The 24276-nt window shown below is 62.2% G+C and carries 23 protein-coding genes; 9 read left to right on the top strand and 14 right to left on the bottom strand.

The window, feature by feature from the left end:
- Positions 1-131 precede the first annotated feature (131 nt).
- The gene (locus ACX0MV_RS12620) at positions 132-1463 is read left to right on the top strand and encodes a spinster family MFS transporter (RefSeq protein WP_458982862.1); all 1332 of its coding nucleotides are present in this window, start codon (positions 132-134) and stop codon (positions 1461-1463) included.
- A gap of 84 nt (positions 1464-1547) precedes the next feature.
- On the opposite strand, the gene ACX0MV_RS12625 is transcribed toward ACX0MV_RS12620, so the two are convergent.
- The gene (locus ACX0MV_RS12625) at positions 1548-2816 is read right to left on the bottom strand and encodes a uracil-xanthine permease family protein (RefSeq protein ID WP_458983196.1); all 1269 of its coding nucleotides are present in this window, start codon (positions 2814-2816) and stop codon (positions 1548-1550) included.
- Positions 2817-2818: 2 nt separating this feature from the next.
- Positions 2819-3457, bottom strand: coding sequence for a uracil phosphoribosyltransferase (gene upp / locus ACX0MV_RS12630; protein ID WP_458982863.1), 639 nt, complete (start codon positions 3455-3457; stop codon positions 2819-2821).
- A gap of 253 nt (positions 3458-3710) precedes the next feature.
- Between upp and ACX0MV_RS12635 the strand changes: the two genes are divergently transcribed.
- On the top strand, positions 3711-4268 hold the full coding sequence (locus tag ACX0MV_RS12635) for a hypoxanthine-guanine phosphoribosyltransferase (protein ID WP_458982864.1): 558 nt from the start codon (positions 3711-3713) through the stop codon (positions 4266-4268).
- Positions 4269-4349: 81 nt separating this feature from the next.
- On the opposite strand, the gene dauA is transcribed toward ACX0MV_RS12635, so the two are convergent.
- On the bottom strand, positions 4350-6086 hold the full coding sequence (dauA, locus tag ACX0MV_RS12640) for a C4-dicarboxylic acid transporter DauA (protein WP_458982865.1): 1737 nt from the start codon (positions 6084-6086) through the stop codon (positions 4350-4352).
- Between the two features lie 181 nt (positions 6087-6267).
- On the opposite strand from dauA, the gene ACX0MV_RS12645 reads away from it, so the two are divergent.
- Positions 6268-6555, top strand: coding sequence for a PA4642 family protein (locus tag ACX0MV_RS12645; RefSeq protein ID WP_458982866.1), 288 nt, complete (start codon positions 6268-6270; stop codon positions 6553-6555).
- A 63-nt stretch (positions 6556-6618) separates the two neighbouring features.
- On the opposite strand, the gene ACX0MV_RS12650 is transcribed toward ACX0MV_RS12645, so the two are convergent.
- From ACX0MV_RS12650 to ACX0MV_RS12680, 7 genes are all read right to left on the bottom strand, one after another.
- Positions 6619-7950 carry a DUF58 domain-containing protein gene (locus ACX0MV_RS12650; protein WP_458982867.1) on the bottom strand — a complete coding sequence of 444 codons (1332 nt, stop codon included), beginning with the start codon at positions 7948-7950 and terminating at the stop codon, positions 6619-6621.
- Positions 7951-7975: 25 nt separating this feature from the next.
- A complete protein-coding gene (locus tag ACX0MV_RS12655; RefSeq protein ID WP_458982868.1) occupies positions 7976-9043 on the bottom strand; it encodes an AAA family ATPase in 1068 nt (355 codons plus the stop codon).
- The gene (locus ACX0MV_RS12660; RefSeq protein ID WP_458982869.1) at positions 9040-10284 is read right to left on the bottom strand and encodes a DUF4350 domain-containing protein; all 1245 of its coding nucleotides are present in this window, start codon (positions 10282-10284) and stop codon (positions 9040-9042) included. The genes ACX0MV_RS12655 and ACX0MV_RS12660 overlap by 4 nt, the downstream gene beginning before the upstream one ends.
- Complete coding sequence (locus ACX0MV_RS12665; RefSeq protein WP_458982870.1) at positions 10281-11864, bottom strand: DUF4129 domain-containing protein; 1584 nt, start codon at positions 11862-11864, stop codon at positions 10281-10283. The genes ACX0MV_RS12660 and ACX0MV_RS12665 overlap by 4 nt, the downstream gene beginning before the upstream one ends.
- Positions 11851-12831: a stage II sporulation protein M gene (locus ACX0MV_RS12670; protein ID WP_458982871.1), complete on the bottom strand. Its 981-nt coding sequence runs from the start codon at positions 12829-12831 to the stop codon at positions 11851-11853. Before ACX0MV_RS12670 ends, ACX0MV_RS12665 begins: the two co-directional genes overlap by 14 nt.
- Positions 12828-13571 (bottom strand): RDD family protein, encoded by a 744-nt coding sequence (locus ACX0MV_RS12675; RefSeq protein WP_458982872.1) that lies wholly within the window; start codon positions 13569-13571, stop codon positions 12828-12830. Before ACX0MV_RS12675 ends, ACX0MV_RS12670 begins: the two co-directional genes overlap by 4 nt.
- Before the next feature lie 105 nt (positions 13572-13676).
- Positions 13677-14438: a DUF975 family protein gene (locus ACX0MV_RS12680; RefSeq protein ID WP_458982873.1), complete on the bottom strand. Its 762-nt coding sequence runs from the start codon at positions 14436-14438 to the stop codon at positions 13677-13679.
- Between the two features lie 170 nt (positions 14439-14608).
- Here ACX0MV_RS12680 and sbcB point away from each other — a divergent pair, with 170 nt between their 5' ends.
- Entirely contained in the window at positions 14609-16039 is a 1431-nt protein-coding gene (gene sbcB / locus ACX0MV_RS12685) for an exodeoxyribonuclease I (protein ID WP_458982874.1), read from the top strand.
- A 102-nt stretch (positions 16040-16141) separates the two neighbouring features.
- Here the strand turns inward: sbcB and mvaT are convergent, their stop codons facing one another.
- On the bottom strand, positions 16142-16522 hold the full coding sequence (mvaT, locus tag ACX0MV_RS12690; protein WP_458982875.1) for a histone-like nucleoid-structuring protein MvaT: 381 nt from the start codon (positions 16520-16522) through the stop codon (positions 16142-16144).
- A gap of 304 nt (positions 16523-16826) precedes the next feature.
- Here mvaT and purU point away from each other — a divergent pair, with 304 nt between their 5' ends.
- From purU to ACX0MV_RS12705, 3 genes are read left to right on the top strand one after another with little or no spacing between them, the layout of a single operon-like run.
- On the top strand, positions 16827-17678 hold the full coding sequence (purU, locus tag ACX0MV_RS12695) for a formyltetrahydrofolate deformylase (protein WP_458983197.1): 852 nt from the start codon (positions 16827-16829) through the stop codon (positions 17676-17678).
- Positions 17679-17721: 43 nt separating this feature from the next.
- Positions 17722-18147 (top strand): CBS domain-containing protein, encoded by a 426-nt coding sequence (locus ACX0MV_RS12700; RefSeq protein WP_458982876.1) that lies wholly within the window; start codon positions 17722-17724, stop codon positions 18145-18147.
- 48 nt (positions 18148-18195) lie between these two features.
- The gene (locus ACX0MV_RS12705; protein ID WP_458982877.1) at positions 18196-18390 is read left to right on the top strand and encodes a hypothetical protein; all 195 of its coding nucleotides are present in this window, start codon (positions 18196-18198) and stop codon (positions 18388-18390) included.
- 46 nt (positions 18391-18436) lie between these two features.
- On the opposite strand, the gene ACX0MV_RS12710 is transcribed toward ACX0MV_RS12705, so the two are convergent.
- Complete coding sequence (locus tag ACX0MV_RS12710) at positions 18437-20314, bottom strand: methyl-accepting chemotaxis protein (protein WP_458982878.1); 1878 nt, start codon at positions 20312-20314, stop codon at positions 18437-18439.
- 128 nt (positions 20315-20442) lie between these two features.
- Between ACX0MV_RS12710 and ACX0MV_RS12715 the strand changes: the two genes are divergently transcribed.
- The gene (locus tag ACX0MV_RS12715; protein WP_458982879.1) at positions 20443-21924 is read left to right on the top strand and encodes a helicase HerA-like domain-containing protein; all 1482 of its coding nucleotides are present in this window, start codon (positions 20443-20445) and stop codon (positions 21922-21924) included.
- 36 nt (positions 21925-21960) lie between these two features.
- On the opposite strand, the gene ACX0MV_RS12720 is transcribed toward ACX0MV_RS12715, so the two are convergent.
- The gene (locus tag ACX0MV_RS12720) at positions 21961-22173 is read right to left on the bottom strand and encodes a hypothetical protein (RefSeq protein ID WP_458983198.1); all 213 of its coding nucleotides are present in this window, start codon (positions 22171-22173) and stop codon (positions 21961-21963) included.
- Positions 22174-22491: 318 nt separating this feature from the next.
- Positions 22492-23382 (bottom strand): aldose 1-epimerase, encoded by an 891-nt coding sequence (locus tag ACX0MV_RS12725; protein ID WP_458982880.1) that lies wholly within the window; start codon positions 23380-23382, stop codon positions 22492-22494.
- Between the two features lie 131 nt (positions 23383-23513).
- Between ACX0MV_RS12725 and ACX0MV_RS12730 the strand changes: the two genes are divergently transcribed.
- Positions 23514-24263, top strand: coding sequence for a FadR/GntR family transcriptional regulator (locus ACX0MV_RS12730; protein ID WP_458982881.1), 750 nt, complete (start codon positions 23514-23516; stop codon positions 24261-24263).
- Positions 24264-24276: the final 13 nt, after the last annotated feature.

The following is a 24276-nucleotide window of genomic DNA, read 5'->3' on the forward strand; positions in this document are numbered from 1 at the left end:
CGAAGGGATGCATCGCATTCGCGACGCTGATAACACCTTGGGGCGATACTCAGGGTTACCCGTCTCGGCCTAAGCTGAAAGCACTTTTAACCGTCGCGCCGCGTTGCAACGCGCTGCCGAGGAGACCATCAGTGCCTGACAACAATAACAATTACCCCTCAAGCGCCCGTGCCTGGACCACCGTCTCGATTCTGATGGTGGCCTATGTGTTGTCCTTCATCGACCGGCAGATTCTCAACCTGCTGGTCGGACCGATCCGCCGCGATCTGATGATCAGCGACACCCAAATGAGCCTGCTGATGGGCTTGTCCTTCGCATTGTTCTACACCATATGCGGCATCCCGCTGGGTCGCCTGGCCGATAGCAAAAGCCGCCGCGGCCTGATCGCCATCGGCGTACTGTTCTGGAGCGCCGCGACCGCCGCCTGTGGCATGGCCAAGCTGTACTGGCAGTTCCTAATCTGCCGCATCGGCGTTGGCGTCGGCGAAGCGGCCCTGTCGCCGGCCGCCTATTCCCTGATCGCCGACAGCTTTCCGGCCGAGCGCCGCGCCACCGCCATCAGCGTGTATTCGATGGGCGTCTACCTGGGTTCGGGGATCGCGTTCCTGCTCGGCGGCCTGGTGATCCAGTTCGCTTCCGCCCAGGGCGACCTGACCTTGCCGGTATTCGGCGAAGTACGGCCCTGGCAGCTGATCTTTCTGATCCTCGGCGCGGCGGGCGTGCTGTTCACCCTGCTGATGCTGGCGGTCAAGGAGCCGGCACGGCGTGGCGTCGGCGCTGGCGTCGCGGTGCCGCTGGCCGATGTCGGCCGTTACATTCGCGCCAACAAGCGCACCGTGCTCTGCCACAACTTCGGCTTTGCCGGGCTGGCCTTCGCCGGCTACGGCAGCGCAGCCTGGATTCCAACCTTCTTCATCCGCACCTACGGCTGGGATGCCGGCCAGGTCGGCATCATCTACGGCAGCATAGTCGCGGTGTTCGGTTGCCTGGGCATCGTCTTCGGCGGGCGTCTGGCCGACTGGATGGCGAAACGTGGGCGCAGCGACGCGAACATGCGGGTCGGTTTCTATGCGGCGGTCGGCGCAGTGCCTTTCGTGCTGGCGTTTCCGCTGATGGACAGTGCGCTGTGGGCGGCGGTGCTGATGGCGCCAACGGTGTTCTGCCTGAGCATGCCGTTCGGCGTGGCGCCAGCGGCGATCCAGGAGATCATGCCCAACTCGATGCGCGGTCAGGCCTCGGCAATCTACCTGTTCGTCATCACCCTGATCGGCCTGGGCATCGGTCCGACGGCGGTAGCCTTGGTGACCGATTATGTCTTTGCCGATGACAATGCGCTGCGCTACTCGCTGCTGATCGTCACCACCCTGGCGGTGGCCAGCTCGATTGTGTTGCTGGGCATGGGCCTGAAACCCTACCGCGACAGCGTGGTACGCCTGCAGGGCTGGGCCGCGACGCCGGCCTGAGCTCAGGGCAGATCACTTGCCCGATAACGAAAAAGCCCCTGCTGGTCAGGGGCTTTTTTCATGGGTGAGGTGTATGGCAAAACCTCAGGGCGCGAGCTCGTCGTCCAGCGCCTTGCTCTTCCAGCCCTGGCCGCCCGGCAATACCAGGTTGAGCACCAATGCGCAGATGGCGCAGAGCGAAATGCCCGACAGAGCGAAGTCGTTGCTACCGATCACCATGCCGCCGATGCCGAACACCAGGGTCACCGAGACGATGATCAGGTTGCGGGCTTCGGACAGGTCGACCTGGTGGCGGATCAGCGTGTTCAGGCCGACCACCGCGATGGAACCGAACAGCAGGCAGAGGATGCCGCCCATTACCGGTACCGGAATGCTCTGCAGCGCGGTGCCGAACTTGCCGATAAAGGCCAGGGCGATGGCGAATACGGCGGCCCAGGTCATGATCTTCGGGTTGTAGTTCTTGGTCAGCATCACCGCGCCGGTGACCTCTGCATAGGTGGTGTTCGGCGGGCCGCCGAACATGCCGGCGGCCGAGGTTGCCAGGCCGTCGCCAAGCAGGGTGCGGTGCAGGCCGGGCTTCTTGATGAAGTTCTTGCCGGTCACGCTACCGATGGCGACCACCCCGCCGATGTGCTCGATCGCCGGTGCCAGGGCGACCGGAACGATGTACAGGATCGCGCCCCAGTGCAGCTCCGGGGCAACGAATGCCGGAATCGCCAGCCAAGGTGCGGCCGCGACATTGCTGGTGTCGATCACCCCGCAAAAGGCTGCCACGCCGCAGCCGACGATGATCCCCGCGAGGATCGGCACTAGGCGCAGCAGGCCACGGCCCATGGCCGCGACCAGCACGGTGGTGACCAGCGCCGACATGGAAATCAGCATCGCCGTTTCATAGGGCACCAGCTGCGCGCTGCCGTCGCCAGCCTTGCCCATGGCCATGTTTACCGCCACGGGCGACAGCGCCAGGCCGATGGAAATGATCACCGGCGCGATCACCACCGGTGGCAGCAGGCGGTCGATAAAACCGGCGCCTTTAACCCGCACCACGGCGCTGAGCAGGATATACACAAGGCCCGAGGCGACGATGCCGCCAAGCACGGCTGGCAAACCGAACTCACCTTTGGCGGCGAGAATCGGCGCAATAAAGGCAAAACTCGACGCCAGAAAAACCGGAACCTGGCGGCCGGTCACCGCCTGGAACAGCAGGGTGCCGACGCCCGCGGTGAACAGCGCAACGTTGGGGTCCATGCCGGTGATCAGCGGCATCAGCACCAGGGCGCCAAATGCCACAAACAGCATCTGCGCGCCGGAAATCACCTGGCGCCAGAGTGGGTCGTTGTATTCGTCCTGCATGCTCATGCGTCCTTCTGCTTGGTGCCGAAGATCTTGTCGCCGGCGTCACCCAGGCCGGGAATGATGTAGCCGTGTTCGTTGAGGCGCTGGTCAATCGAGGCGGTGAAAATCGTCACGTCAGGATGGGCCTCGTTGACCGCCTTGATGCCTTCGGGCGCGGCCACCAGCACCATCGCGCGGATTTCCTTGCAGCCGGCCTTTTTCAGCAGGTCGATGGTGGCGACCATCGAACCGCCGGTGGCGAGCATCGGGTCGATTATCATGGCCAGGCGCTCGTCGATTTCCGTCACCAGCTTTTCCAGGTAGGTATGCGCCTGCAGGGTTTCTTCGTTGCGTGCCACGCCGACTGCGCTGACCTTGGCGCCGGGGATGAGGCTGAGCACGCCGTCGAGCATGCCGATGCCCGCACGCAGAATCGGCACCACGGTGATTTTCTTGCCGGAAATCTTCTCGACCTGCACGGCGCCAGCCCAGCCCTGGATTTCGTAGTTTTCCAGGGGCAGATCCTTCGTCGCCTCGTAGGTCAGCAGCGCGCCGACTTCCTGGGCCAGTTCGCGGAAATTCTTCGTGCTGATATCGGCGCGGCGCATCAGGCCGAGTTTATGGCGGATCAGCGGATGGCGGATCTCGAGGACGGGCATTGGCGGGGTTCTCCGGCAGGTCGGGCGAAAAATTGGGTTAGATTAACGCATTGGCGCGCGCAAACGCTGTAGTGCAAAAGGGCGTGCGGCGGCGATTTGTCGGGCAAATGCGCCGATTTCGCGCAGTAACGGTAAATTCGTCGAGCGGCGCTTGCTCCATGGCGGTCGCATGCGTACCTTTGCCGGCTTTTATTTTGACGCATTGATCAGGTTCTCTGGCAGTGCGCCGCTCCCTTACTCAAGAGGAAACAGCATGTCTGCCGATCTCGCGCACATCCGCAAAGTCATGGCCGAAGCCGATTGCCTGTACAGCGAAGCCGACGTGGAAGCAGCCATCGATCAGGTTGCGGTGGAGATTAACGCCGAGCTGGCGGAGCGCAACCCGGTGGTGTTCTGTGTCATGAATGGCGGCCTGATCTTCTCCGGCAAGCTGCTGCCCAAGCTGAATTTCCCGCTCGAACTGTCCTACCTGCACGCGACGCGCTACCGCAACGAAACCAGCGGCGGTGATCTGTTCTGGAAAGCCAAGCCGGAAATCTCGTTTATCGACCGCGACGTGCTGATCGTCGACGACATCCTCGATGAAGGACACACCCTGGGCGCGATCATCGATTTTTGCCGCCACGCCGGCGCCCGCGCCGTGCACACTGCGGTGCTGATCGACAAGGACCACGACCGCAAGGCGCGGCCGGACCTGAAAGCCGATTTCGTCGGTTTGCCCTGCATCGACCGTTACATCTTCGGCTACGGCATGGATTACAAGGGCTACTGGCGCAATGCCGCGGGAATCTACGCGGTTAAAGGTCTGTAAAAGCCGCTGCTGTAGGGTGGAAAACCGCGAAGCGTTTTCCACCAGCAAGGTCCAGGGTGGATAAGCTGCGCGTTATCCACCCTACCTTGCTGATGCTCCATCGGTCTTTGGCGCCAGCCAGCGCAGGGCCTTTTCCCGGGCCTGGGCCAGGTCGCGTACATAGGCCAGCTGCCCTTCAACTCGCACGATCCCGGCGAGGCGCAATTGCAGGCGTACCTGTGGCGTCGGTCCGCTCAGCACCAGGGCGACATGCTGTTCGCGGTAGTCGCGCAGTACGTTGTCCAGCGCGGCGATGGCGGTCATATCCAGCAGCGGCACGGCGCTGATATCGACGATCACCACCTTCACTCCTGGGGTAAAGCGCCTGAGCACGCTCAGGGCCTTTTCCGCTGCGCCGAAGAACAGCGGGCCGCGAATGGCGTAGGCCAGCACGTGTTCGGGCAGGTCATTCAGCGCCTGGTGAAAGTGCTTAGGCAGCGCTTCGGTATCGGTCAGGTCGCTCATGCGCTTGATAAACAGTCCGGCGGCCAGCAGCAGGCCCACGCCCACAGCCAGCACCATATCGAACAGCACGGTGAGAATCAGGCAGGTCAACAGCACCAGCACATCGCCGCCTGGGGCAATACGCAGGGTGTGCCGCACATGGCGCGCCTCGCTCATGTTCCACGCCACCATCAATAACAGCGCCGCCAGCGCGGCCATCGGCAGGTAGCTGAACAAGGGCGCGAGAAACAGGATGGCAATCAGCACCACGCCCGCGTGAGTAATAGCCGCCAACGGCGAACAGGCGCCGGCGCGCACGTTGGCGGCGCTGCGCGCGATGGCCGCAGTGGCTGTGATGCCGCCGAAGAAGGGCGCAACCAGATTGCCGATGCCCTGGCCGATCAGCTCGCCATTGGGGTCATGCTTACTGCCGGTCATGCCGTCTGCCACCACGGCGCACAGCAGCGACTCGATTGCGCCAAGCATGGCGATGGCGAAGGCCGGGGCGAGCAACTGGCGTAACAGCTCGAAGTTCACCACCAGCGGCTGGCCGTCCGCACCAGGCAATTGCCAGGGCCAGGCAAGACTTGGCAGAAAGGGTGGAATTCCCGGGTATTCGACGCCATCCAGGCGATAGCTGAAGCGCTCACCGAGCGTTGCGACCGTTATGCCCCCCGCTTCGAGTGCCATGCCAAACAGCGCGCCGACGGTCAGTGCGACCAGGTGGCCAGGCACCCTCGGCATCCAGCGCGGCCAGATCAGCAGGACTATCAGGCATACCACTGCCACCAGGCTATCGCCCACCTGCAGGCTAGGCAGCGCGACCCCGAGGCCGTGCAGCTGCTGAAAGAAGTTGTCCGGCGTGCTGACCAGCTGCAGGCCGAGCAAATCCCTGATTTGCAGGGTCGCGATCACGATGCCGATACCGGCGGTAAAGCCCAGCGTCACCGGGTAGGGGATGAACTCGATCAGCCGTCCTGCGCGCATCAGGCCCAGGGCAATCAGAATCAGCCCGGCCATCAGCGTGCACAGCAGCAGGCCGCCGAGCCCGAACTGCTGGGTGATCGGCAGCAGTATCACCACGAAGGCGGCGGTCGGTCCCGAGACATTGAAGCGCGAGCCTCCGCACAGGGCGATCAGCGTGCCCGCCACCAGCACCGTGTACAGGCCATGTTGCGGCGCTACACCGACGGCAATCGCCAGGGCCATGGCCAGCGGAATGGCGATGATGCCGACGGTCACGCCGGCGCTCAGGTCGCCGCGCAGGTTTTTCCAGGAATAACCGGCTCGCAGGGTTTGGCGCCAGGCGCTGAACAGCGGAGGTAAGGGCGGCATGATGGCTCCCGAGCGGTCTCCGCGCAGTATAGGCGCGGCGCCGGGCGCATCGGCCCGACCTAAGTCGACTGCCGCGATTCGGCTCGGCATGCTAGGTGCAGTCGAGCGACCGCGCGCGTTGAGCCGTCGCGGCGGCGCAGGTACACTGCCGGCCCCGTGGCCTGGTTAGCTGGAGTGAATGATGCGTAAAGACAAGAAGCAGGTGATTGGCGAAGAGATCAGCGACGAGTCGATCAAACTGTTCCTCGCCGTGGAGCCGGCCGATGCCACGCCGCCCTCGCTGCACAAGCTGATCAAGGCCTACCGGGGTTTGCGTGTCGACGATTTCGAGCGCTTTGTCGGGTTCTTCGTCGAGGCCGGCTACGACCTCAACGCCACCGATGCCCAGGGCAACGACTTTGTTGCCTTGATTCAGGATCAGCGATTTGCCGACGCCTACATCGAAGTGATCAAGACCGCCCGCGGCTGAGTGATCCTGGTAAAGGAGCCCGCCCATGAGCGGGCTTTTTTCTGCCCGCCCCGCTGGCCGTGGTCAGAATACCCCGGCTTTCTTCCAGGCCAGGTAACGGCCGACCAGTTCCGGGCCGAGCTCGCTGGGACGGGCGTCGAGCACCGGCACGTTATGGGCGATCAGCCGCTCGTGCAGGCTGTCGCGGGCGTTCAGGTAATCCAGCGTGCCGCAGTAGGCCAGCGCCGTTTCGAAGTCCTGCACCGGGGTCTGCCGCACGCTGTCGAGGACTTCCTCGCGCAGGCTGGCAACCAGCACGCGGTGCTGCCGGCCGATGCGCTTGACCGCGCCTAGCAGCTCCTGGTCATCCTCGTCACGCAGGTTGGTCACCAGCACCACCAGCGCGCGGCGGCGCTGGCGGCTCAGCAGCGTGTCGGCGGCTGCGGCAAAGTCGGCCGGCAACTGGCTGCTGCGCAGGTCATAAACCGCGTTGAGCAGCACATTGAGCTGCGCCGGCCCTTTGACCGGCGGCAGGAAGCGCTTCTGCTCGCTGGCAAAGGTCGCCAGGCCTACCGCATCGCCCTGACGCAGGGCCACATAGCTGAGCAGCAGGGTGGCGTTGAGGGCGTGATCGAAATGCGCCAGCTCGTCATCCTGGCTGCGCATGCGCCGGCCGCAGTCGAGCAGAAAGATGATCTGCTGGTCGCGCTCGTCCTGGTACTCGCGGGCGATGGGCGTGCGTTTGCGCGCCGTGGCCTTCCAGTCGATCTGGCGCAGGGTGTCGCCGTCTCGAAATTCGCGCAGCTGATGAAACTCCAGACCCAGGCCGCGGCGTGGGCGTTGGCGCACGCCGAGCTGACTGAGCCAGTCGTCCACGGCCATCAACTGTGCGCCATACAGGCGGGCGAAATCCGGGTAGACGCGGGTTTCCCCCGGCACATCGAGGTAACGCCGCGCGTGCCACAGGCGTAGCGGGCTGGGCAGGTTGATCTCGCACCGGGGGAAAACGAAGTGGCCACGCAACAGCGGGCGTACCCGGTAACCGACCCGGGTCTGCTCGCCAGGGTGCAGGTCGATGCGCAGCGGCAGGTGCTCGAACGCCATTTCGCTCGGCAGGTGATCAAACACGTCCAGCGTGAGGGCATGTGGGTAGCTGTGGTGCACGATCAGCTGCACCTCGCTCCAGCGACCCAGCGGCAGGTTGCCCGGCAGTTGGCGTTCGATGCGCGGCGACGGCAGGCGGCGCACCAGCAGGGCGTCGACCAGGGTCGCGCCGAGCAGCACCAGCAGCGCGCCCCACCACAGCGCATGCAGGCTCTGTGGCAGGTCCACATCCAGCGCGGTCAATGCGCCGAGCAGCGTCGCCAGCACCAGCAGGCCGCCAAGCAGGCGCAACAGCATGCGTGATGGCTTCATGCGCGAGCACCCCGGGTCGATGCACTCATAGACGCGGCGCCGGCACCTGATCGAGCAGTTGTTGCAGCACCTGATCGACCGACAGGCCCTCGATGTCCAGTTCCGGCGCCAGGCGTACGCGATGACGCAGCACCGCCAGGGCACAGCCTTTGACGTCGTCCGGCAGAACAAACTCGCCGCCGCGCAGCAGCGCGCGGGCACGGCCGCCACGGACCAGGGCAATCGATGCACGCGGGCCGGCGCCAATCGCCAGGCCCGGCCAGGTGCGGGTGGCGCGGGCCAGGCGCACGGCGTAATCGAGCACCTGTTCATCGATTGGCAGGTCGCTGGCAATCTTCTGCAGCGCCTGCACGTCCTTGGCCTGCAGCAGGGTACGCAGGGTGGCGACTTCGAGCATGTCGGCCTTGGCCGAGCGAGTCACCTGACGGACCATTTCCAGTTCGTCGCCTTGCTCCGGATAGTCCATGCGCAGTTTGAGCATGAAGCGATCCAGTTCGGCCTCGGGCAGTGGATAAGTGCCTTCCTGTTCGATCGGGTTCATCGTCGCCAGCACCATGAACGGCAGCGGCACGGCGAGGGCACGGCCTTCCAGGGTGACCTGACGTTCCTGCATCACTTCCAGCAGCGCAGCCTGGGTTTTGGCCGGTGCCCGGTTGATCTCGTCGGCGAGCAGCAGGTTGGTGAACACCGGGCCCTTGCGCAGCTTGAACTGCTCGCTTTGCAGGTCATACACGGCGTGGCCGGTGACGTCGCTGGGCATCAGGTCGGGGGTGAACTGGATCCGTGCGAATTCGCCACCAAAGCAGCGGGCGAGGGCGCGAACCAGCAGGGTCTTGCCCAGGCCGGGCACGCCTTCGACCAGCACATGGCCGCCTGCGATAAGAGCCGTCAGCACGTCGTCGATCACCGCCGTCTGGCCGACCACGGCCTTTTGCAGCTCGAGGCGCAATGTCTGCGCCAGCTGGCTGGCGCGTTTGCGCTGAGCCGCGGCGGGATTGTTCGGCGTTGGCGTTTCGCTGGAAACGACGGTGGTCACCGGAGCGGCTACGGGTTGCGCAGCGCTGCTTGGCTGTTCGGGCGTGTGTTCGCTCATAGGGCGTTCCTAAGGGTTTGCAGGTGGGCGACCTGGCGGGTGAATTCGGCGGCCGGCAGTTGCTTGATTGGCAACGGGCGCATGGCTTGGCTGATGGCGCTGGACGGCAGGCGGCTGAGGCGACCGAGCACCTGCCACTGTTCGGCGACGCCGAGCCGTTCGAAGCCTGGGTGGCGGCGGCGTGCGCGGCGCTGGATATCCTGTTGCAGACCTTGCAGCAGGGTCTGTTGGCCGCTGCGCCGGAGCAGGAAGTCGGCGCTGCCGCGCAGGTGTTCCTGAAGTTGTCGCCGGCTTGGCTGAACGGGTGCCTGCAGCGGGCCCTGGCGCACGCCGACATGCCAGAGCACAAACAGGATCAGCAGGGCCAGGGCAGCCAGGGTTTCGGCAAAGTTGTCCAGCAGCAGACTGAACAGGTCGTCGCGTTCGGCCCGATAGAGCAGGGTAACCGCGCTGTCCTGGCTGAGGTACCAGAGCAGCCAGGCGTGGTCGTAGTCGGCGATGCTGTCGTTCTGCCAGACCCAGCTGTCGCTCAGCACGGTGATCAGTCCATCGCCGTGATACAGCTGCAACAGATGGGTTGCGGCACCGCTGTTGGCCCAGGCGTGGGCGCGGTCCTCGGCATCGTAAAGGTGGTAGTCGGTGTCGAAGGCGAAATAGGCTGGAGCTTCTTCGTTTTCGAGGTACAACTGGGTCAGTTCGGCATAGGGTGCTGCCTCTGCCTGTTGATCTTCGCTGGGCTGTTCTTGGCCCTCGTTGGTCTGCTCGACCTCGACCTCGACCTCAGCTTCTGCTTCGCTCGCCTCGGCTTCCTCGTCGTCGAGTTCTTCGACGGGGTATTGCTGGATGCCGAGGGCGTCCAGCAGCAGGTCACCGCTTTCGCCGTCCTCTTCGTCCCACATCCGCTCGGCGACGAACAGCAGGTGCCCGCCCTTGCCGGTCCACTCCAGCAGGCGTTCCGCTTGTCGTGGCGTCATGCGATTTCTATCGCCCAGCAGCAACAGCGTCTGGCCGGTGCTGGGCAGGTTCGCCAGTACGTCCAGGCCATCGGCGCGCTGCACGCTGATGCCTTGCTTGCGCAGGAAGTGTTCGGCGGCGAGGTAGGGATTAGCCAGTACTTCCGGCGCCGGGCCGTGCTCAATGGTTTTCTCGTAGGGCTCGGCAATGCTCAGCAAGTAGCTGCCCAGCAAGCCCACGGCGAGCACCAGTAAGGCGCCAAGGCCAAGCACGAGGCGCCGGTTCATGGACGCACCCCGGTGGCGAACAGCTGGCGCCAGCCCTGGCACAGGCCGGCCTTGAGGCTATCTGGCGGTAATCGATGACCGTAGGCGAGGTCCTGCCAATGGCCAGTCAGGGTCTGGCTGAAGCGGCTGAGTTCATCCTTGTCGAGCGCCCGTACCAGGCTCAATACCTCGGCTTCGGTGTAGGCGCTTTTCAGTGGCAAGCGATAGTCGTGCAGCAGTCGGCTGAGCAGGGCGCGATACAGCAGGCCGAGTGCCGCGCGGGGTTGCTCGGCCCACAAGCGTTCGACCTCCGCGGCGACGTCGTCGGGCAGGGTTTCCGGCGCGACTTCCAGGCCGAACAGCTGGCTGGGTGGTATGTATTTCCTGCGCCGCGTGGGCAGACCGAGGCGCCCGGCGAAAGCGCTCAGCCAATCGCGATAGCGCCAGATCAACAGGCCGAGCAGGCCGAGCAGGGCCGCCCAGAGCAGCACTTCAAAAAACAGCGCCACGCCTTCGATGCTTTTCCAGAACTCGGTGAGTTTGAAGAATTTCTCGATCAGCTCGGTCAGGCTCTTGATGTCGTCCTCGCTGAGTTCTTCGGTGGGTTGCTCTTCGCCGAAGCGCCAGCGGGTAACGGTTTCGCGGTTCTCGAACGGCGGCTGGTCGATCAGCTGCTGAATGCTCTGCTGCGCCGCCTTGCTCGTTAGCGGCTGTTCAAGCAGGCGTTCGGCGTCGGGACCGTTCGGGTCCTCGATTGGCAACGGGCAGCTGCTGACTGCTGCCGCCAGGGCCGGCGTGGGCGCGTGCAGCAACAGCAGGCCACAGCCAAGCAGCAGGGCATACGCCACGCCGGTCAGGCGCTGGCGCAGTTGGCGGAATACCAGTTCGATGTCCCAGGCTTCCAGGGCGGTGCGCCGGTTCAGGTAGAGGGTGAAGCCGCACGCCACGTATACCGGCTCCCAGACGATAAGCACCAGCACGTATAGCAGGTTGGACAGGTGCTCCAGCCACAGCCATTCCCCGGCTGCGGCCTCCATCAGGCTTTCCCAGGTCCAGTCCAGTTCGATCTGCTGCGGCAGGAGCATGTAGAACAGCGTGATCAGGCCCATCCACAGCGCCATTTCCAGGTGCACGCCGACCAGGGTGAGCCAGGTCGCGCCACCCGCGTCGCGCTGGCCGAGGACAACCAGGCGCTGGGCACGCGCCGCACCGGAGAGGCTTTCCAGCTGCATCACAGGCAAGTCGAAACTGCGCGTCGGGCTCAGCCGCCGCCAGGTCAGACTGGGGAGAATCTGAGTGGTGATCAGGCGCGGAAACGCCTTCAGTGCCTGGAGGACAGTTGGCGTGTTGCCAAACAGCGCGTTGGACAGGATGTAAAGCGGCAGGCGCTCGTACAGCGGTTTCAGCCACCAGAACAGAAACATCGCCCACCCTGGCGACGACCAGAAAATCAGGCACAGCAGGGCGAAGATCGGTAGCGTAACCAGTGCCCAGGTCGCCATCAGCAGCCCCGCGTGCCGGCGCGCCATCAGCACGCCGAGATCCATGGCCTCCCAGGCGCTGCGCGGGCGGATGGCCACGCTGGCATCAGTCAGGCGCATGGCTACCTCGTCCTGCAAGCAGCAGGTAAGCCAGCACCAACAGCCACAGCATTGCGCCGACGCTGTATTTGACGGTCGGGCTGGCGAGCGTCATCGATGACCAGTAGGCCTCGATAAAAGCAGCCAGCAGGAGGAACACCGTGGATCCGCCAATCAGCCGCACGGCGCGACCGGCGGCCAGGCGCAGGGCTTCACTACGGGGCAGGCGTCCGGGGGCGAGCAGCGCCCAGCCAATCTTGAAGCCGGCACCGCCCGCCAGCGCGATGGCGGTGAGTTCGAAGGCGCCGTGGCCGATGACGAACGACCAGAAGGTTTCGCTGTAGCCGATTTGCGTCAGGTGGCCGGCCACCGCGCCGATCATCATGCCGTTGAATAGCAGGAAGAACAGGCTGCCGATGCCGAACAGCAGGCCGCTGGCAAAGGTCTGAAAGGCAATGCCGATGTTGTTCATGATGTAGAAGCCGAACATCATCCAGTCGTCGCCCGAATCCCGCTCGCTGAAGCGGCCGATACGGCGCGCTTCCGGGTCGTACATCTGCTCCATCTTCTCCACCTGCTCCGGGTCGATCAGGCTGTAGACCAGATCGGGAAACAGGTAGACCAGCATGCCCATGGTCAGCAGGCTGCCGAAGAACAGCAGGCTGGCAACGGATACGCAACGCCATTCGGCACGCACCACCCGTGGGAAACCGACCAGGATGAAGCCGATCAACTGTGCGGCCAGGGGGCTGCGATGGCGGTAGAACTGCTGATGGCCGCGTAACGCCAGTTGTTGCAATTGCTCGATCAGGTGGCTGCTGTAACCGCGGGCCTGGGCCAGCGCGAGTTGCTGGCAAAGGCGTCGGTAATCGGCAGGGAAACCTTTGGCTGCTTGGCCGTCGGCTTTGCCGCGCTCCAGGGTATCGAGCTGAGCGGCGAAGGCTTGCCACTCGGCCTGATGATGGTTTTCGAAGAGACTCTGTTTCATGTCGGCCCCAGCAGACCATGGGCGATGCCATGGATGCGTTGCTCGGCCTGCTCCGGCGTTACCTGCAGCGGCTCGGCAATGATGCTCGCCAGTTCGGCACGGCGTGCCGCGGAGAGGCCCTCGGCGCGCTCGGCAAAACCAAGCAGCGCGCGCTGTTCGGCGAGGTTGAGCGCGATGGGTGCGCGCTGCGGTTCGGCGTGGGGCAGGTTCGGCCGTGTCGGCGGGGTGTCGCAATACACCACCAGGCTGCCCGCCGCGATGTCGCCCAGGCGTTTGAATGCGCGGTGGTTGAGGCAGCTGAGAATGCCGAGGGCGTAGCCGAATGGCAGGATGTCGACGAAGCGCAGGAGATTGCGGGTCAGCGAGGCGGCCCAACCGATCGGCGTGCCGTCATCGTGAATCACCCGCAGCCCGAGCATCTGCTTGCCCGGCGAGCGGCCCTGATTCAGCACCTCGAACAGCACCATGTACCACCAGGTGATGATGAAGAACAGGATGGTTGCCAGACCCATGCCGAATTGACCAAGCAGGCCAAGCGCAATGAAGGCAACGCCGAGTACCGCCCCACGAATCGCCAGGTCAATGGTGAAGGCCAGCGCGCGTGGTACCAGCCCGGCAGGACGCAGGACCAGATCGATGCCCTCGGGGGTTTCCACCTGATAGCGGGTATCCAGCGGCGTGGCTGATGGCTGCTCAGGGGACGAGGTTGTCGAAAAGGGGGGTGAGGCTGTAGGCGGCATCAGCGGACTGCATCGGAGAAAGCCCGATGCTAGCCAGCAGCAGGCAGGTAAGCAACACGTCAGCGAGGCTGACCTGTTGCTTAACAGGTTTGGCGCAGCAAGTTTTTACTGAGCGGCAGGCAATACACCAAAGATGGTGCGGTACAGGATGCCCATGGAAATCACGAAAAGCGGGATGGTCCAGACCAGACCGATACCCAGTGGAATCGCGCTGAGCATGGTGATCAGGCCCAGCAGCAGGAACAGGCCGAACACTTTGAACCAGTGCTGGGTGATCGCTTTGCGCGAGGCTTCCAGCGCCTGCCAGGTTGGCAGACCGCGCTCGACGACCAGGGGGATTGCCAGCATGTAGGCGATCGACAGGTACAGGCCGGGGATGATCAGCAGGATCATGCCGAGGTAAACCAGCAGCATCATCACGATGGCGGTGACCAGCAGCGGTACGGTGCGGCCGAAGTGGCTGAAGATTTCATTGAAGGTGACCGGTTGATCGGCGGCGCGACGGATGCCGACCATGTTGATCCCCGCCATGAAGGGATAGGCCAGTGCCGCGGCGAACACGCCGGTTACCATCTGGCCGATCAGGCCCAACGCGATGTTGTCGCTCATCAGACCGAGCAGCCCGAGAATCCCGCCGAGCACGAAGGAGGCAATCAGGAGCACCGCGTAAAACACAATGAAGCCACCGATGATGATGCCTTTGGTGCCCTTGGTGCGTTGCCAGGCTTCGCTGAGCAGCTCGCCAATGCTGAAATCGTAACCACGGCTCAGTGCCTGCTCGATGCTCAGGGCCTGACCGGCAGCGGCGGTTTCCTGCAACTGGCTGGCTGGCGCGGCGTAAGGGTTGGAAATGCTTGCATCACTCATGGGGCGTCCTTGTAGATGAGCGGAAGAGGTGCGCTACTGTAGCCTTAGTGGCATTTGGCCTACAAGGCGGCTGATTGCCGTCCAGCGTGCGCTGCGTCAAGGTTCTGAACCAGCCGGGCTGCAATGGAGTGAATGCTAGACTGCGACCGTCTTCGACTAAGGACCTGTCCGTGACCTCAAGCCTCTTCTGGTACGACTATGAAACCACCGGCATCGACCCGCGCCGCGACCGCCCGTTGCAGGTCGCCGGGATCCGCACCGACGAAAACCTGAACGAGATTGGCGAGCCGCTGAATATCTACTGCCAGCCCAGCGACGACATCCTGCCGCACCCGGCGGCATGCCTAGTGACCGGCATCACGCCGCAACGGCTGGCGAGCGAGGGCCTGAGCGAGGTCGAGTTCATGACCCGGCTGCATGAGCAATTGGCCCAGCCGGGCACCTGTGGCGTTGGTTACAACAGCCTGCGCTTCGATGACGAAGTCACCCGCTACAGCCTGTACCGTAATTTCTTCGATCCCTACGCCCGGGAATGGCAGGGCGGAAACAGCCGCTGGGACCTGATCGATCTGGTGCGTACCGCCTATGCGTTGCGGCCTGAAGGCATCAACTGGCCGGACGTCGACGGACGCGTCAGCCTCAAGCTGGAGCTGCTCACGGCGGCCAATGGCATCGAACATGGGCAGGCCCACGACGCGTTATCCGATGTCCGCGCTACCATTGCCCTGGCACGCCTGATCCGTAGCAGGCAGCCCAGGTTGTTTGACTACCTTTACGGGCTGCGCAGCAAACAACGGGTGCTTGATCAGGTGCGCTTGTTGCAGCCGCTGGTGCATATATCCGGACGCTTTGCCGGGGCCAGGCACTATCTGGCGATGGTGTTGCCACTGGCCTGGCATCCCCGTAATCGCAATGCCCTGATCGTCTGCGATTTGCAGGCCGACCCATCGCCGCTCTTCGAATTGGATGCACAGACCTTGCGGCAAAGGTTGTATACGCGTCGCGACGACCTGGCTGAGAACGAATTGCCGGTGCCGTTGAAGTTGCTGCATATCAATCGCTGTCCGGTGGTGGCGCCGCTGAGCGTATTACGTGAGCAGGACATAGAGCGTTTGCAATTGGATGTCGATGCAGGTCAGGCGCGAGCAAGCCAGTTACGCGAGCAGCAGAGCAACTGGCAGGAAAAGTTAACGGAAATATACGCCGAAGAGGATTTTGCCGCCTGTGAGGACCCGGAGCAGCAGTTATATAACGGCTTTATAGGCGACCGCGATCGGCGCCTGTGCGAGCAAGTTCGCCACGCAACACCAGAGCGTCTGGCTAAGGAGGCCTGGCCGTTCGATGATGCGCGCCTGCCTGAGTTGTTGTTCCGTTATCGCGCGCGAAACTTTCCTGCAAGCCTGAATGAAACCGAACAGCAGCGCTGGAGGACGTTCTGCCAGCAGCGGCTAACTTCGGTTGAATATGGTGCGCCCAATACCATGGCGGGCTTTCAGGCCGCCTTGAGCGAATTCACCGGGACTGCCACTGCGCCCCAGCAGGAGATACTGCAACTCTGGGCGAGCTATGCCGAACAGCTTCGCCAGCGTTACGCGCTGTAGCACTTAGATATTGTCAGGCAATAGTTCAGCAATAAAAAACGCCAGCAGGGCTGGCGTTTTTATGTACAACGGATGTGTCTGGCGTGACGCTTAGTCTAAGCGTTAGTCCAGCAGAGTTGCCCAGCCTTCAACGACGTCACCGCCCCACTTGGCTTTCCACTCTTTCAAGGTTTTGTGATTGCCGCCTTTGGTTTCAATCACTTCACCGCTGTTAGGATTCTTGTACTGCTTAACTTTGCGAGCACGCTTGGTACCGGAAGTCTTGGTCGCGACACGGTTGTTGGCTTTGCTGCCTTTGGCTTCAGGGTCGAGCATGGCGATGATATCGCGCAAGGACTTCTGATATTCACCCATCAAGGTGCGCAGCTTGCCTTCGAACTCAAGTTCTTTTTTCAGTTTGTCGTCTTGCGACAGATTCTTCAGGCGCTCTTGCAGTTCTTTGATGGCTTCTTCGGTAGCGCGGTATTCGTTGATCAGCGACATGGGAGAGACCTTAATTACGTAGATGGGCGGTTGGCTAAGTGAGGGCAATAATAGTCAGGCACTTTAAACAAGTAAACCGCTTTGCAAAAAATTGCCACAGTTGCTTAAAAAGTTTACCCAAGGTTCATGGGGTCTTGAACTTAGTAACCTGCTGTATGGCGGGTTGCCGCCAACAAATTGTTTGCCCACCTGCCATTATTTATTGCTCTGGATCGCGCTCATTTGCGGGTTTCAGGCAAATACTGAAGTTTTTTCCCATGCTGGCTAGAATGGCTGACTTTTCATGACATCAGCGGAGTTTCCCATGCGCACTTTTCGGCTGGTGATTGCCTGCCCGGACCGCGTCGGCATCGTGGCCAAAGTCAGTAATTTTCTGGCGACCTACAATGGCTGGATTACCGAGGCCAGCCATCATTCCGATAATCAAAGTGGCTGGTTCTTTATGCGCCACGAAATTCGTGCCGATTCACTTCCCTTTGATCTTCAGGAATTTCGTCAGGCCTTCGCCCCGATTGCCCGGGAATTTTCCATGGAATGGCGGGTTACCGATTCGGCCCAGAAGAAGCGCGTCGTATTGATGGCCAGCCGCGAGTCGCATTGTCTCGCGGACTTGCTGCACCGTTGGCACAGTGATGAACTGGACTGTGATATTCCCTGCGTTATTTCCAACCATAATGATTTACGCAGCATGGTCGAATGGCACGGTATTCCTTATTTCCACGTGCCCGTCGATCCAGGCGATAAACAAGTGGCCTTCGACGAAGTGGCACGGCTGGTCGAGAGCCATCAGGCCGATGCGATCGTATTGGCGCGCTACATGCAAATATTGCCGCCACAGTTGTGCAGCAACTTTGCCCACCGGGTCATCAATATTCACCACAGTTTTCTACCGTCTTTCGTCGGCGCCAAACCTTATCACCAGGCATCGCTGCGCGGGGTGAAACTGATAGGCGCGACGTCGCACTATGTCACCGAAGAATTGGACGCCGGCCCGATCATCGAACAGGACGTGGTGCGCGTCAGCCACCGCGAAAGCATCGAAGAAATGGTTCGTCTGGGTAAGGATGTCGAGAAGATGGTGCTGGCCCGCGGTCTACGCTATCACTTGGAAGACCGGCTTCTGGTGCATGACAACAAGACGGTGGTGTTCGCCTAACACTTGGGGTCATGGATAACGTTGCGCCACAGAGGAAGCGCCCATGCTCAAGTCAATTAAGGTTCGCGATTACATGACCCGTCGGCTGGTGACCTTCCGTGCCGAGACCGACTTGTTTACGGCAATCCATCATCTGCTGGAGCACCGCATATCAGGTGCCCCGGTGGTCGATGATTGCGGCCGTTTGGTCGGTCTGCTTTCCGAGGGTGACTGTTTGCACGGCATTCTATCGGGTGCCTACTTCGAGTCGGCCGGGGGCACGGTGGGCAACTACATGACCCACGAGGTCGAGACCATTACGCCGGAAGCCGACATCATCGAGGTTTCGCAGCGGTTCCTGCAGGGCAGACGGCGGCGCATCCCGGTGGTCGAGGACGGACGCCTAATCGGCCAGATAAGCCGGCACGACGTGCTGCGTGCGGTGAAGGAGTTCGCCCAGCATGATGCGGGCAAGCCTTCAGGCCATTGAGCAAAGGTTGCCCAAGCATGACTGTTGTTACGCCAGCGAGGAAACGTTATGACTGACCCTTTGGAGCGCGCGACCTCGAAGGCGCCGGACACCCTGGGCGAAGGTTGCGTCAGGCGCTACGACCCGGATGCGCTGAAACCGGAAGACGGCACCGAGTTCGCCGAGGCCGCCGAGTTGTGGGAACGCTTGCAACGCGACACGAACACCCCGGTCGAGCCTGTAGAAAACAAAACGGGGCGTTAACGCCCCGTTGTTCTATTTTGCCGCTCGATTACCTGAAAGCAGCCCGCTAGATGCGGAAGCTGTCGACCAGTTGCTTCAGGCGAGTGGCCTGTTGCTCCAGGTCGCCGCAGGCGCGCAGCGTTGCGTTGAGGTTTTCCACGCCTTCCTGGTTGAGCGTGTTGATTTCGATGATGTCCACGTTAAGCGATTCGATCACCGAGGTCTGTTCCTCGGTGGCGGTGGCGACCGACTGGTTCATGCTGTCGATCTCGCCGATGCGCTCGGTGACGCTGCCCAGACGGGCTCCGGCCTGATTGGCGATTTCCACGCTCTGTTCGCTGTAATGCTGGCTTTCGGTCATGGTGGTGACCGACTCCCGGGAGCCGACCTGCAGCTCCTCGATCATCTTCTGGATTTCCTGTGCCGACTCCTGGGTGCGGTGGGCGAGGTTGCGAACCTCATCCGCCACCACGGCAAAACCGCGGCCCGCCTCACCGGCACGCGCAGCCTCAATGGCGGCGTTGAGTGCCAGCAGGTTAGTTTGCTGGGAGATACTTTTGATCACCTCAAGGATTTGACCGATGTTCACGGTCTTGCCGTTCAGGGTTTCGATGTTGCTGCAGGAGGCGCTGATCTTGCCCGACAGCTCGTTCATCGCGGCGATGGTTTTCTGCACCACCTGGCGGCCATCTTCGGCCTGCTGACGCGCGTTCGAGGCCTGGGTAGAAGCATCGGCCGCGTTACGGGCGATTTCCTGGGCGGCTGCGCCCAGTTCGTTGATCGCCGCCGCGACGCTGTTGGTCCGGCTCGCCTGTTCGTCGGAGTTGGCCATCGACGAGTTGGATGCATTGACCACCAGCTTGGCGACTTCGTTGACCTGGGTGGTCGCTGACGACACTTCGCGAATCGAGGTGTGGATACGTTCGACGAAGTGGTTGAAGGCGGTGGCCAGGCGGCCGAACTCGTCGTTCGAATGGATTTCCAGGCGCTTGGTCAGGTCGCCTTCGCCCTGGGCAATGTCCTGCATGGCTTTGCCCATCACGGTCAGCGGCTGCATCAGCACACCGATCAGCATGCTCAGCAGCAGGATGATCAGCACCACCGCGATGATGGTCGCGATCATGGCGGAGGCGCGGAATTCGCTGAGCATTGAGTAGGCCTTGGCTTTGTCGATGGACAGACCGACGTACCAGTCAACCGACGGCAAGCCTTTGACCGGCGCGAAGGTGAGAATGCGGGTTTCGCCGTCGAGTTCGGCTTCGCTGAACTCCCTGCCGATGCGCGGAGTTTGTTCGGGGAACAGGTCGGCCAGGTTCTTCATCACCAGGTTGCTGTCCGGGTGGACCAGAATCTTGCCGTCCGCGCTGACTAGAAACGCGTAGCCGATGCCGTCGAAATCCAGCGAATTGATGATATCGACCAGCACCTGCAGGCTCAGGTCACCGCCCACCACGCCCGCCGGCTTGGCTGGCGTGGCAATGGTGATGATCAGTGCCTTGGTCGCGGCGTCGACGTAGGGCTCGGTAAGGGTGGTTCCGCCAGCATTCATGGCGTCCTTGTACCAGGGGCGCGTCCGCGGGTCGTAACCCTCCGGCATCTCGTCGTCGGGGCGCATGGTGAACTCGCCCGCCTCGGTGCCCAGGTAGGTGTAGCCAAAGGTCGAGGTCAGCGCTTTCTGTTCCAGCAGGCTGGTGACGCGCTGCGGATCGGCATCATTGACGATGGACTGGGCGGCGCTTTCGACCAGCAGAATGCGCCCTGACAGCCAGTTCTGGATGTTGCTGGCGGTCACATCGCCCATTTCGTGCAGATAGCTTTCCAGGTCCGCCCGTATCGCGTTGCGTTGCAGGTAGTCGTTGTACAGGGTGAATAATGAAAAAGCCGCGATTACCACCAGCGATGCGGCGAGGAGAATCTTATGGCTGAACTTTAGATTACTGGTCATGGCTACAGGTGTCCGCTAAGGTCTGGCAGCAGTTTGGGGCGCCATGAGGTCTGGCGACGGCGCTCCGTGTCGGCATCGTCTACTGTGTCGGCATATCAGCAGTAAAGCTTGAACCAAGGAGATGGCAAATGGCCGAAATTGATCAGTTTTTTATGGGGGCAGGGCCTGACGGCGAGCCTGTTGGGCAGCCGTTGAAGCTGGCCAATCGGCACGGTTTGATTGCCGGCGCAACGGGTACCGGCAAGACCGTTACCCTGCAGCGACTGATCGAAACCTTCAGCGACGCAGGCGTTGCAGTGTTCGCTGCGGACGTGAAAGGCGATCTGTGTGGCCTCGGTGCGGCCGGCGCGCCGCAAGGCAAGGTCGCCGAGCGCATCGCCAGCATGCCGTGGCTCGGCCATCAGCCCAAACCCTATCCGGTCACGCTATGGGATATTCACGGGCAAAGCGGCCATCCGTTGCGCACCACGCTCAGCGAAATGGGCCCGCTGCTGCTGGGCTCGCTGCTTGAGTTGACCGACAGCCAGCAAGCCGCTCTCTACGCCGCGTTCAAGGTGGCGGACCGGGACGGCTTGTTATTGCTCGACCTGAAAGACCTGAAAGCCCTGCTCGCGCACCTCAAGAATCAGCCCGAGGTGCTTGGCGAGGACAGTGCGTTGTTCACCACCACCTCCGCGCAGGCTCTGTTGCGGCGCCTGTCGAGCCTCGAGCAGCAGGGCGCGGACGCGCTGTTCGGTGAACCGGCGTTGCAGCTCGAGGACATTCTTCATCCCGACCGCGATGGGCGCGGACGAATTCACCTGCTTGACGCCAGTCGCTTGGTGCATGAGGCGCCCAAGGTCTATGCGACCTTCTTACTTTGGCTGCTGGCGGAACTGTTCGAGCAACTGCCCGAGCGAGGAGACGCCGACAAGCCGGTGCTGGCGCTGTTTTTCGACGAGGCGCACCTGCTCTTCGCCGACACGCCGAAGGCCTTGCAGGAACGCCTGGAGCAGGTCGTCCGGCTGATTCGCTCGAAAGGGGTCGGCGTCTATTTCGTCACGCAGTCACCTGGCGACTTGCCGGATGACGTGCTCGCGCAGCTGGGTTTGCGCATCCAGCATGGCTTGCGTGCCTTCACCACTAAGGAGCAGAAGGCCCTGCGCGCCGTCGCCGACGGCTTCCGGCCCAATCCGGCAATCGACACTTTGGCCGTACTCACCGAGCTGGGGATCGGCGAAGCCCTGGTCGGCACCCTGGAAATCAAGGGCACGCCGGCGATGGTCAAACGCGTGGCAATCGCTCCTCCGCAGTCGCGCATCGGGCCTTTGAGCGACGCCGAGCGCCAGGCGCTGATTCCTCAGTCACCTTTATCGGGCCGTTACGACAAGCCGCTGGACCGCGAGTCGGCCTACGAGATGCTGACTGCCCGAGCTGCTCAAGCGAGTACCGCCGAGGCGCAAGAGGCGGCCGGCAAGACTTCTCCGAGCCTGGGCAGCAAAGCAGGCGATCTGCTGGGCAGTCTGGCAGGCCAGGTCATGAAGACAGCCGTACGCCAGGCGGCCAATCAACTTGGTCGGCAACTGGTGCGTGGGTTACTCGGGTCTTTGCTCGGCGGCAAGGGCCGCTGAGTTCGCCTGAAGGCTAAGGTTCGTTGATGATGAGCCTTAGCTGCGAGCCTCTTCGGCTTTTACTTGCAGGTCTTTCTCGATGCGTTCGAGTTCTTTTTCAAATGCCTGGTCGAGTAGGTTGGCTTTTTTACGCCAAGGCTTGCGCTCGGGTTCTGGTTGAGCGGCGTAGGTAATAACTTCTCCGCCGTATACGTCCTTGTAACGCTGCGCCTGGCGCTCGAGTTCGGCGCGCAGTTCGTCTTTCGTCACGTAATTTTCCATAGTCATATCAAGCGATATATCGGCATAAGGCGGGCGCCTAATGCTCAATTCATCTGGTTCGTCGATGGCCGATAAGAGCAGTGCGGCTTTGCAAGTCCTGCGGGCTGGCACCCGACAGACTTATTCTTATTAAAGAAGTATTGGCTAATTAAGCACTGTCTTTAACAGCGGCACTTGATTCGAATCGGCAAGTAATTATGGCTAACGGCTTCCAAAAGTCTATAGCCACTGGGTTGAAGCCCGTAGCCAAGCGGTTTTGCCATGTCCGTTCCGACAATCAATTGAGCCGTTGCGTTCCATTGAATATCAGGAAGTGGCGGATTTATCTGACAATGTCTGATAGTGCAGGCTCAATTGCAGGCGGGTTGCCTCACCATAGCCGAGCAACCGTAATCCCGGTCGGCCGGGCAAGTGATGGGCGTTTATCGGGTGGGTAACGGGCTCGAAACAGAAGAAGTCTTTCTGCAGCGGGCAAAAAATAATGAAGTGGTCAGTGCTGTGGGTGCGGCAGTCGAGTTGGTAACCGGCATCAGCCTGGATGATCTGGAAATTGCCATCCCAACCGCTGAAGGCATTATCAATAAGTATGTCGGGTAAATACCTGGCCTCGGCAAAGTTCCAGTTGGCAGGAACATCAACCATATGGGTCGACAACTGTTGGCTATCGCGTTGCCATAAGTGCTGTGCCTCGACCCGTAACTGGGTGTGGGCGTTGCGCGAAAAGTATGGATGCCAGCCAAGGCCGTGCCAGGCGGCGCGCGGGTCGAGGTGGGTGACCTGCATTTCCAGTTCGAGGCGACCATCCAGCAAGCGAACATGTTGCACGGCGCGGTAGGCGAACGGCACCTGACTGTCGAGCTGCAGCGAGGCCTCCGTGCTGCTGTGGGCGATGACCTGCCAGGGCTGCTGCCAGGCGCTGCCATGGATGGGCAGGGCGTCGCTGGCGCTGTTGGCTGCCAGTGCAAACCAGCCATCCGGCCCGACGAAGCCACCCTGGGCGATCCGGTTCGACCAGGGTGCCAGCGGATAGCAAGCCAGCCGGCGAGGGCTGCACGCGCCCAGCGCCTCGGCGTCGCTGTGGCGCAGCAGCGGCTGCTGGTTATGGTGCGCCCTCCAGTTGACGATGCTGGCGCCAATGTCCGGTGCAAGGGTCAAACGGGTCAGTTCGTCTTCGAGCACCAGCAAGGTCGGGGTCATGCAGGCAGGCTCCCGTAGGGTGATGGTTGATCAGGCAGCGGCTTCGTTCGCGGCGCTCTGTCATGGGTGTCATCGTACAACTCGCTGGGATATGATGGCACCCTAGCCGTTAGCCGAGACAGACCGCCGATATGGATACCCCGATCACCCCGCCACGCGCTCGCAGAAAGCACCGCAGCCTTGCCCAGGAACTGGTGACCGAGCTTTCCCAGCGAATTCGTGACGGCCTGATCAAGCGTGGCGACAAGTTGCCCACCGAGTCGGCGATCATGGAAGAGCAGGGCGTCAGCCGCACCGTGGTGCGCGAAGCGCTGTCGCGGTTGCAGGCGTCCGGGCTGGTGGAAACCCGCCACGGTATCGGCACCTTCGTGCTGGATACCCCGAGCCCCAGCGGGTTCCGGATCGACCCCGCAACCATCGTCACCCTGCGCGATGTACTGGCGGTGCTCGAATTGCGCATCAGTCTGGAGGTCGAATCCGCAGGCCTGGCCGCGCAGCGGCGCAGTGCGGAGCAGTTGGCGGCGATGCGCGAAGCCCTGGACGCGCTGAACGAAAGCGTCTCCCATGACAGCGATGCCGTGGGCTCCGACTTCCAGTTTCACCTGCAGATCGCCCAGGCGACTGGCAACCGCTACTTCACCGACATCATGAGCCACCTGGGTACCAGCATCATTCCGCGTACCCGCCTCAACTCGGCGCGCATCGCCCATGACGACCAGCAACATTACATGGCGCGCCTGAGCCGCGAGCACGAGCAGATCTATGAATCCATCGCTCGCCAGGACCCGGACGCCGCCCGCGCGGCGATGCGTCTGCACCTGACCAACAGCCGCGAGCGTTTGCGCCAGGCCCACGAAGCGGCCGAGGCGCAAGCCCAGTAGAACGTATGGCACA

The sequence above is a fragment of the Pseudomonas cistanchae genome, assembly GCF_054483635.1.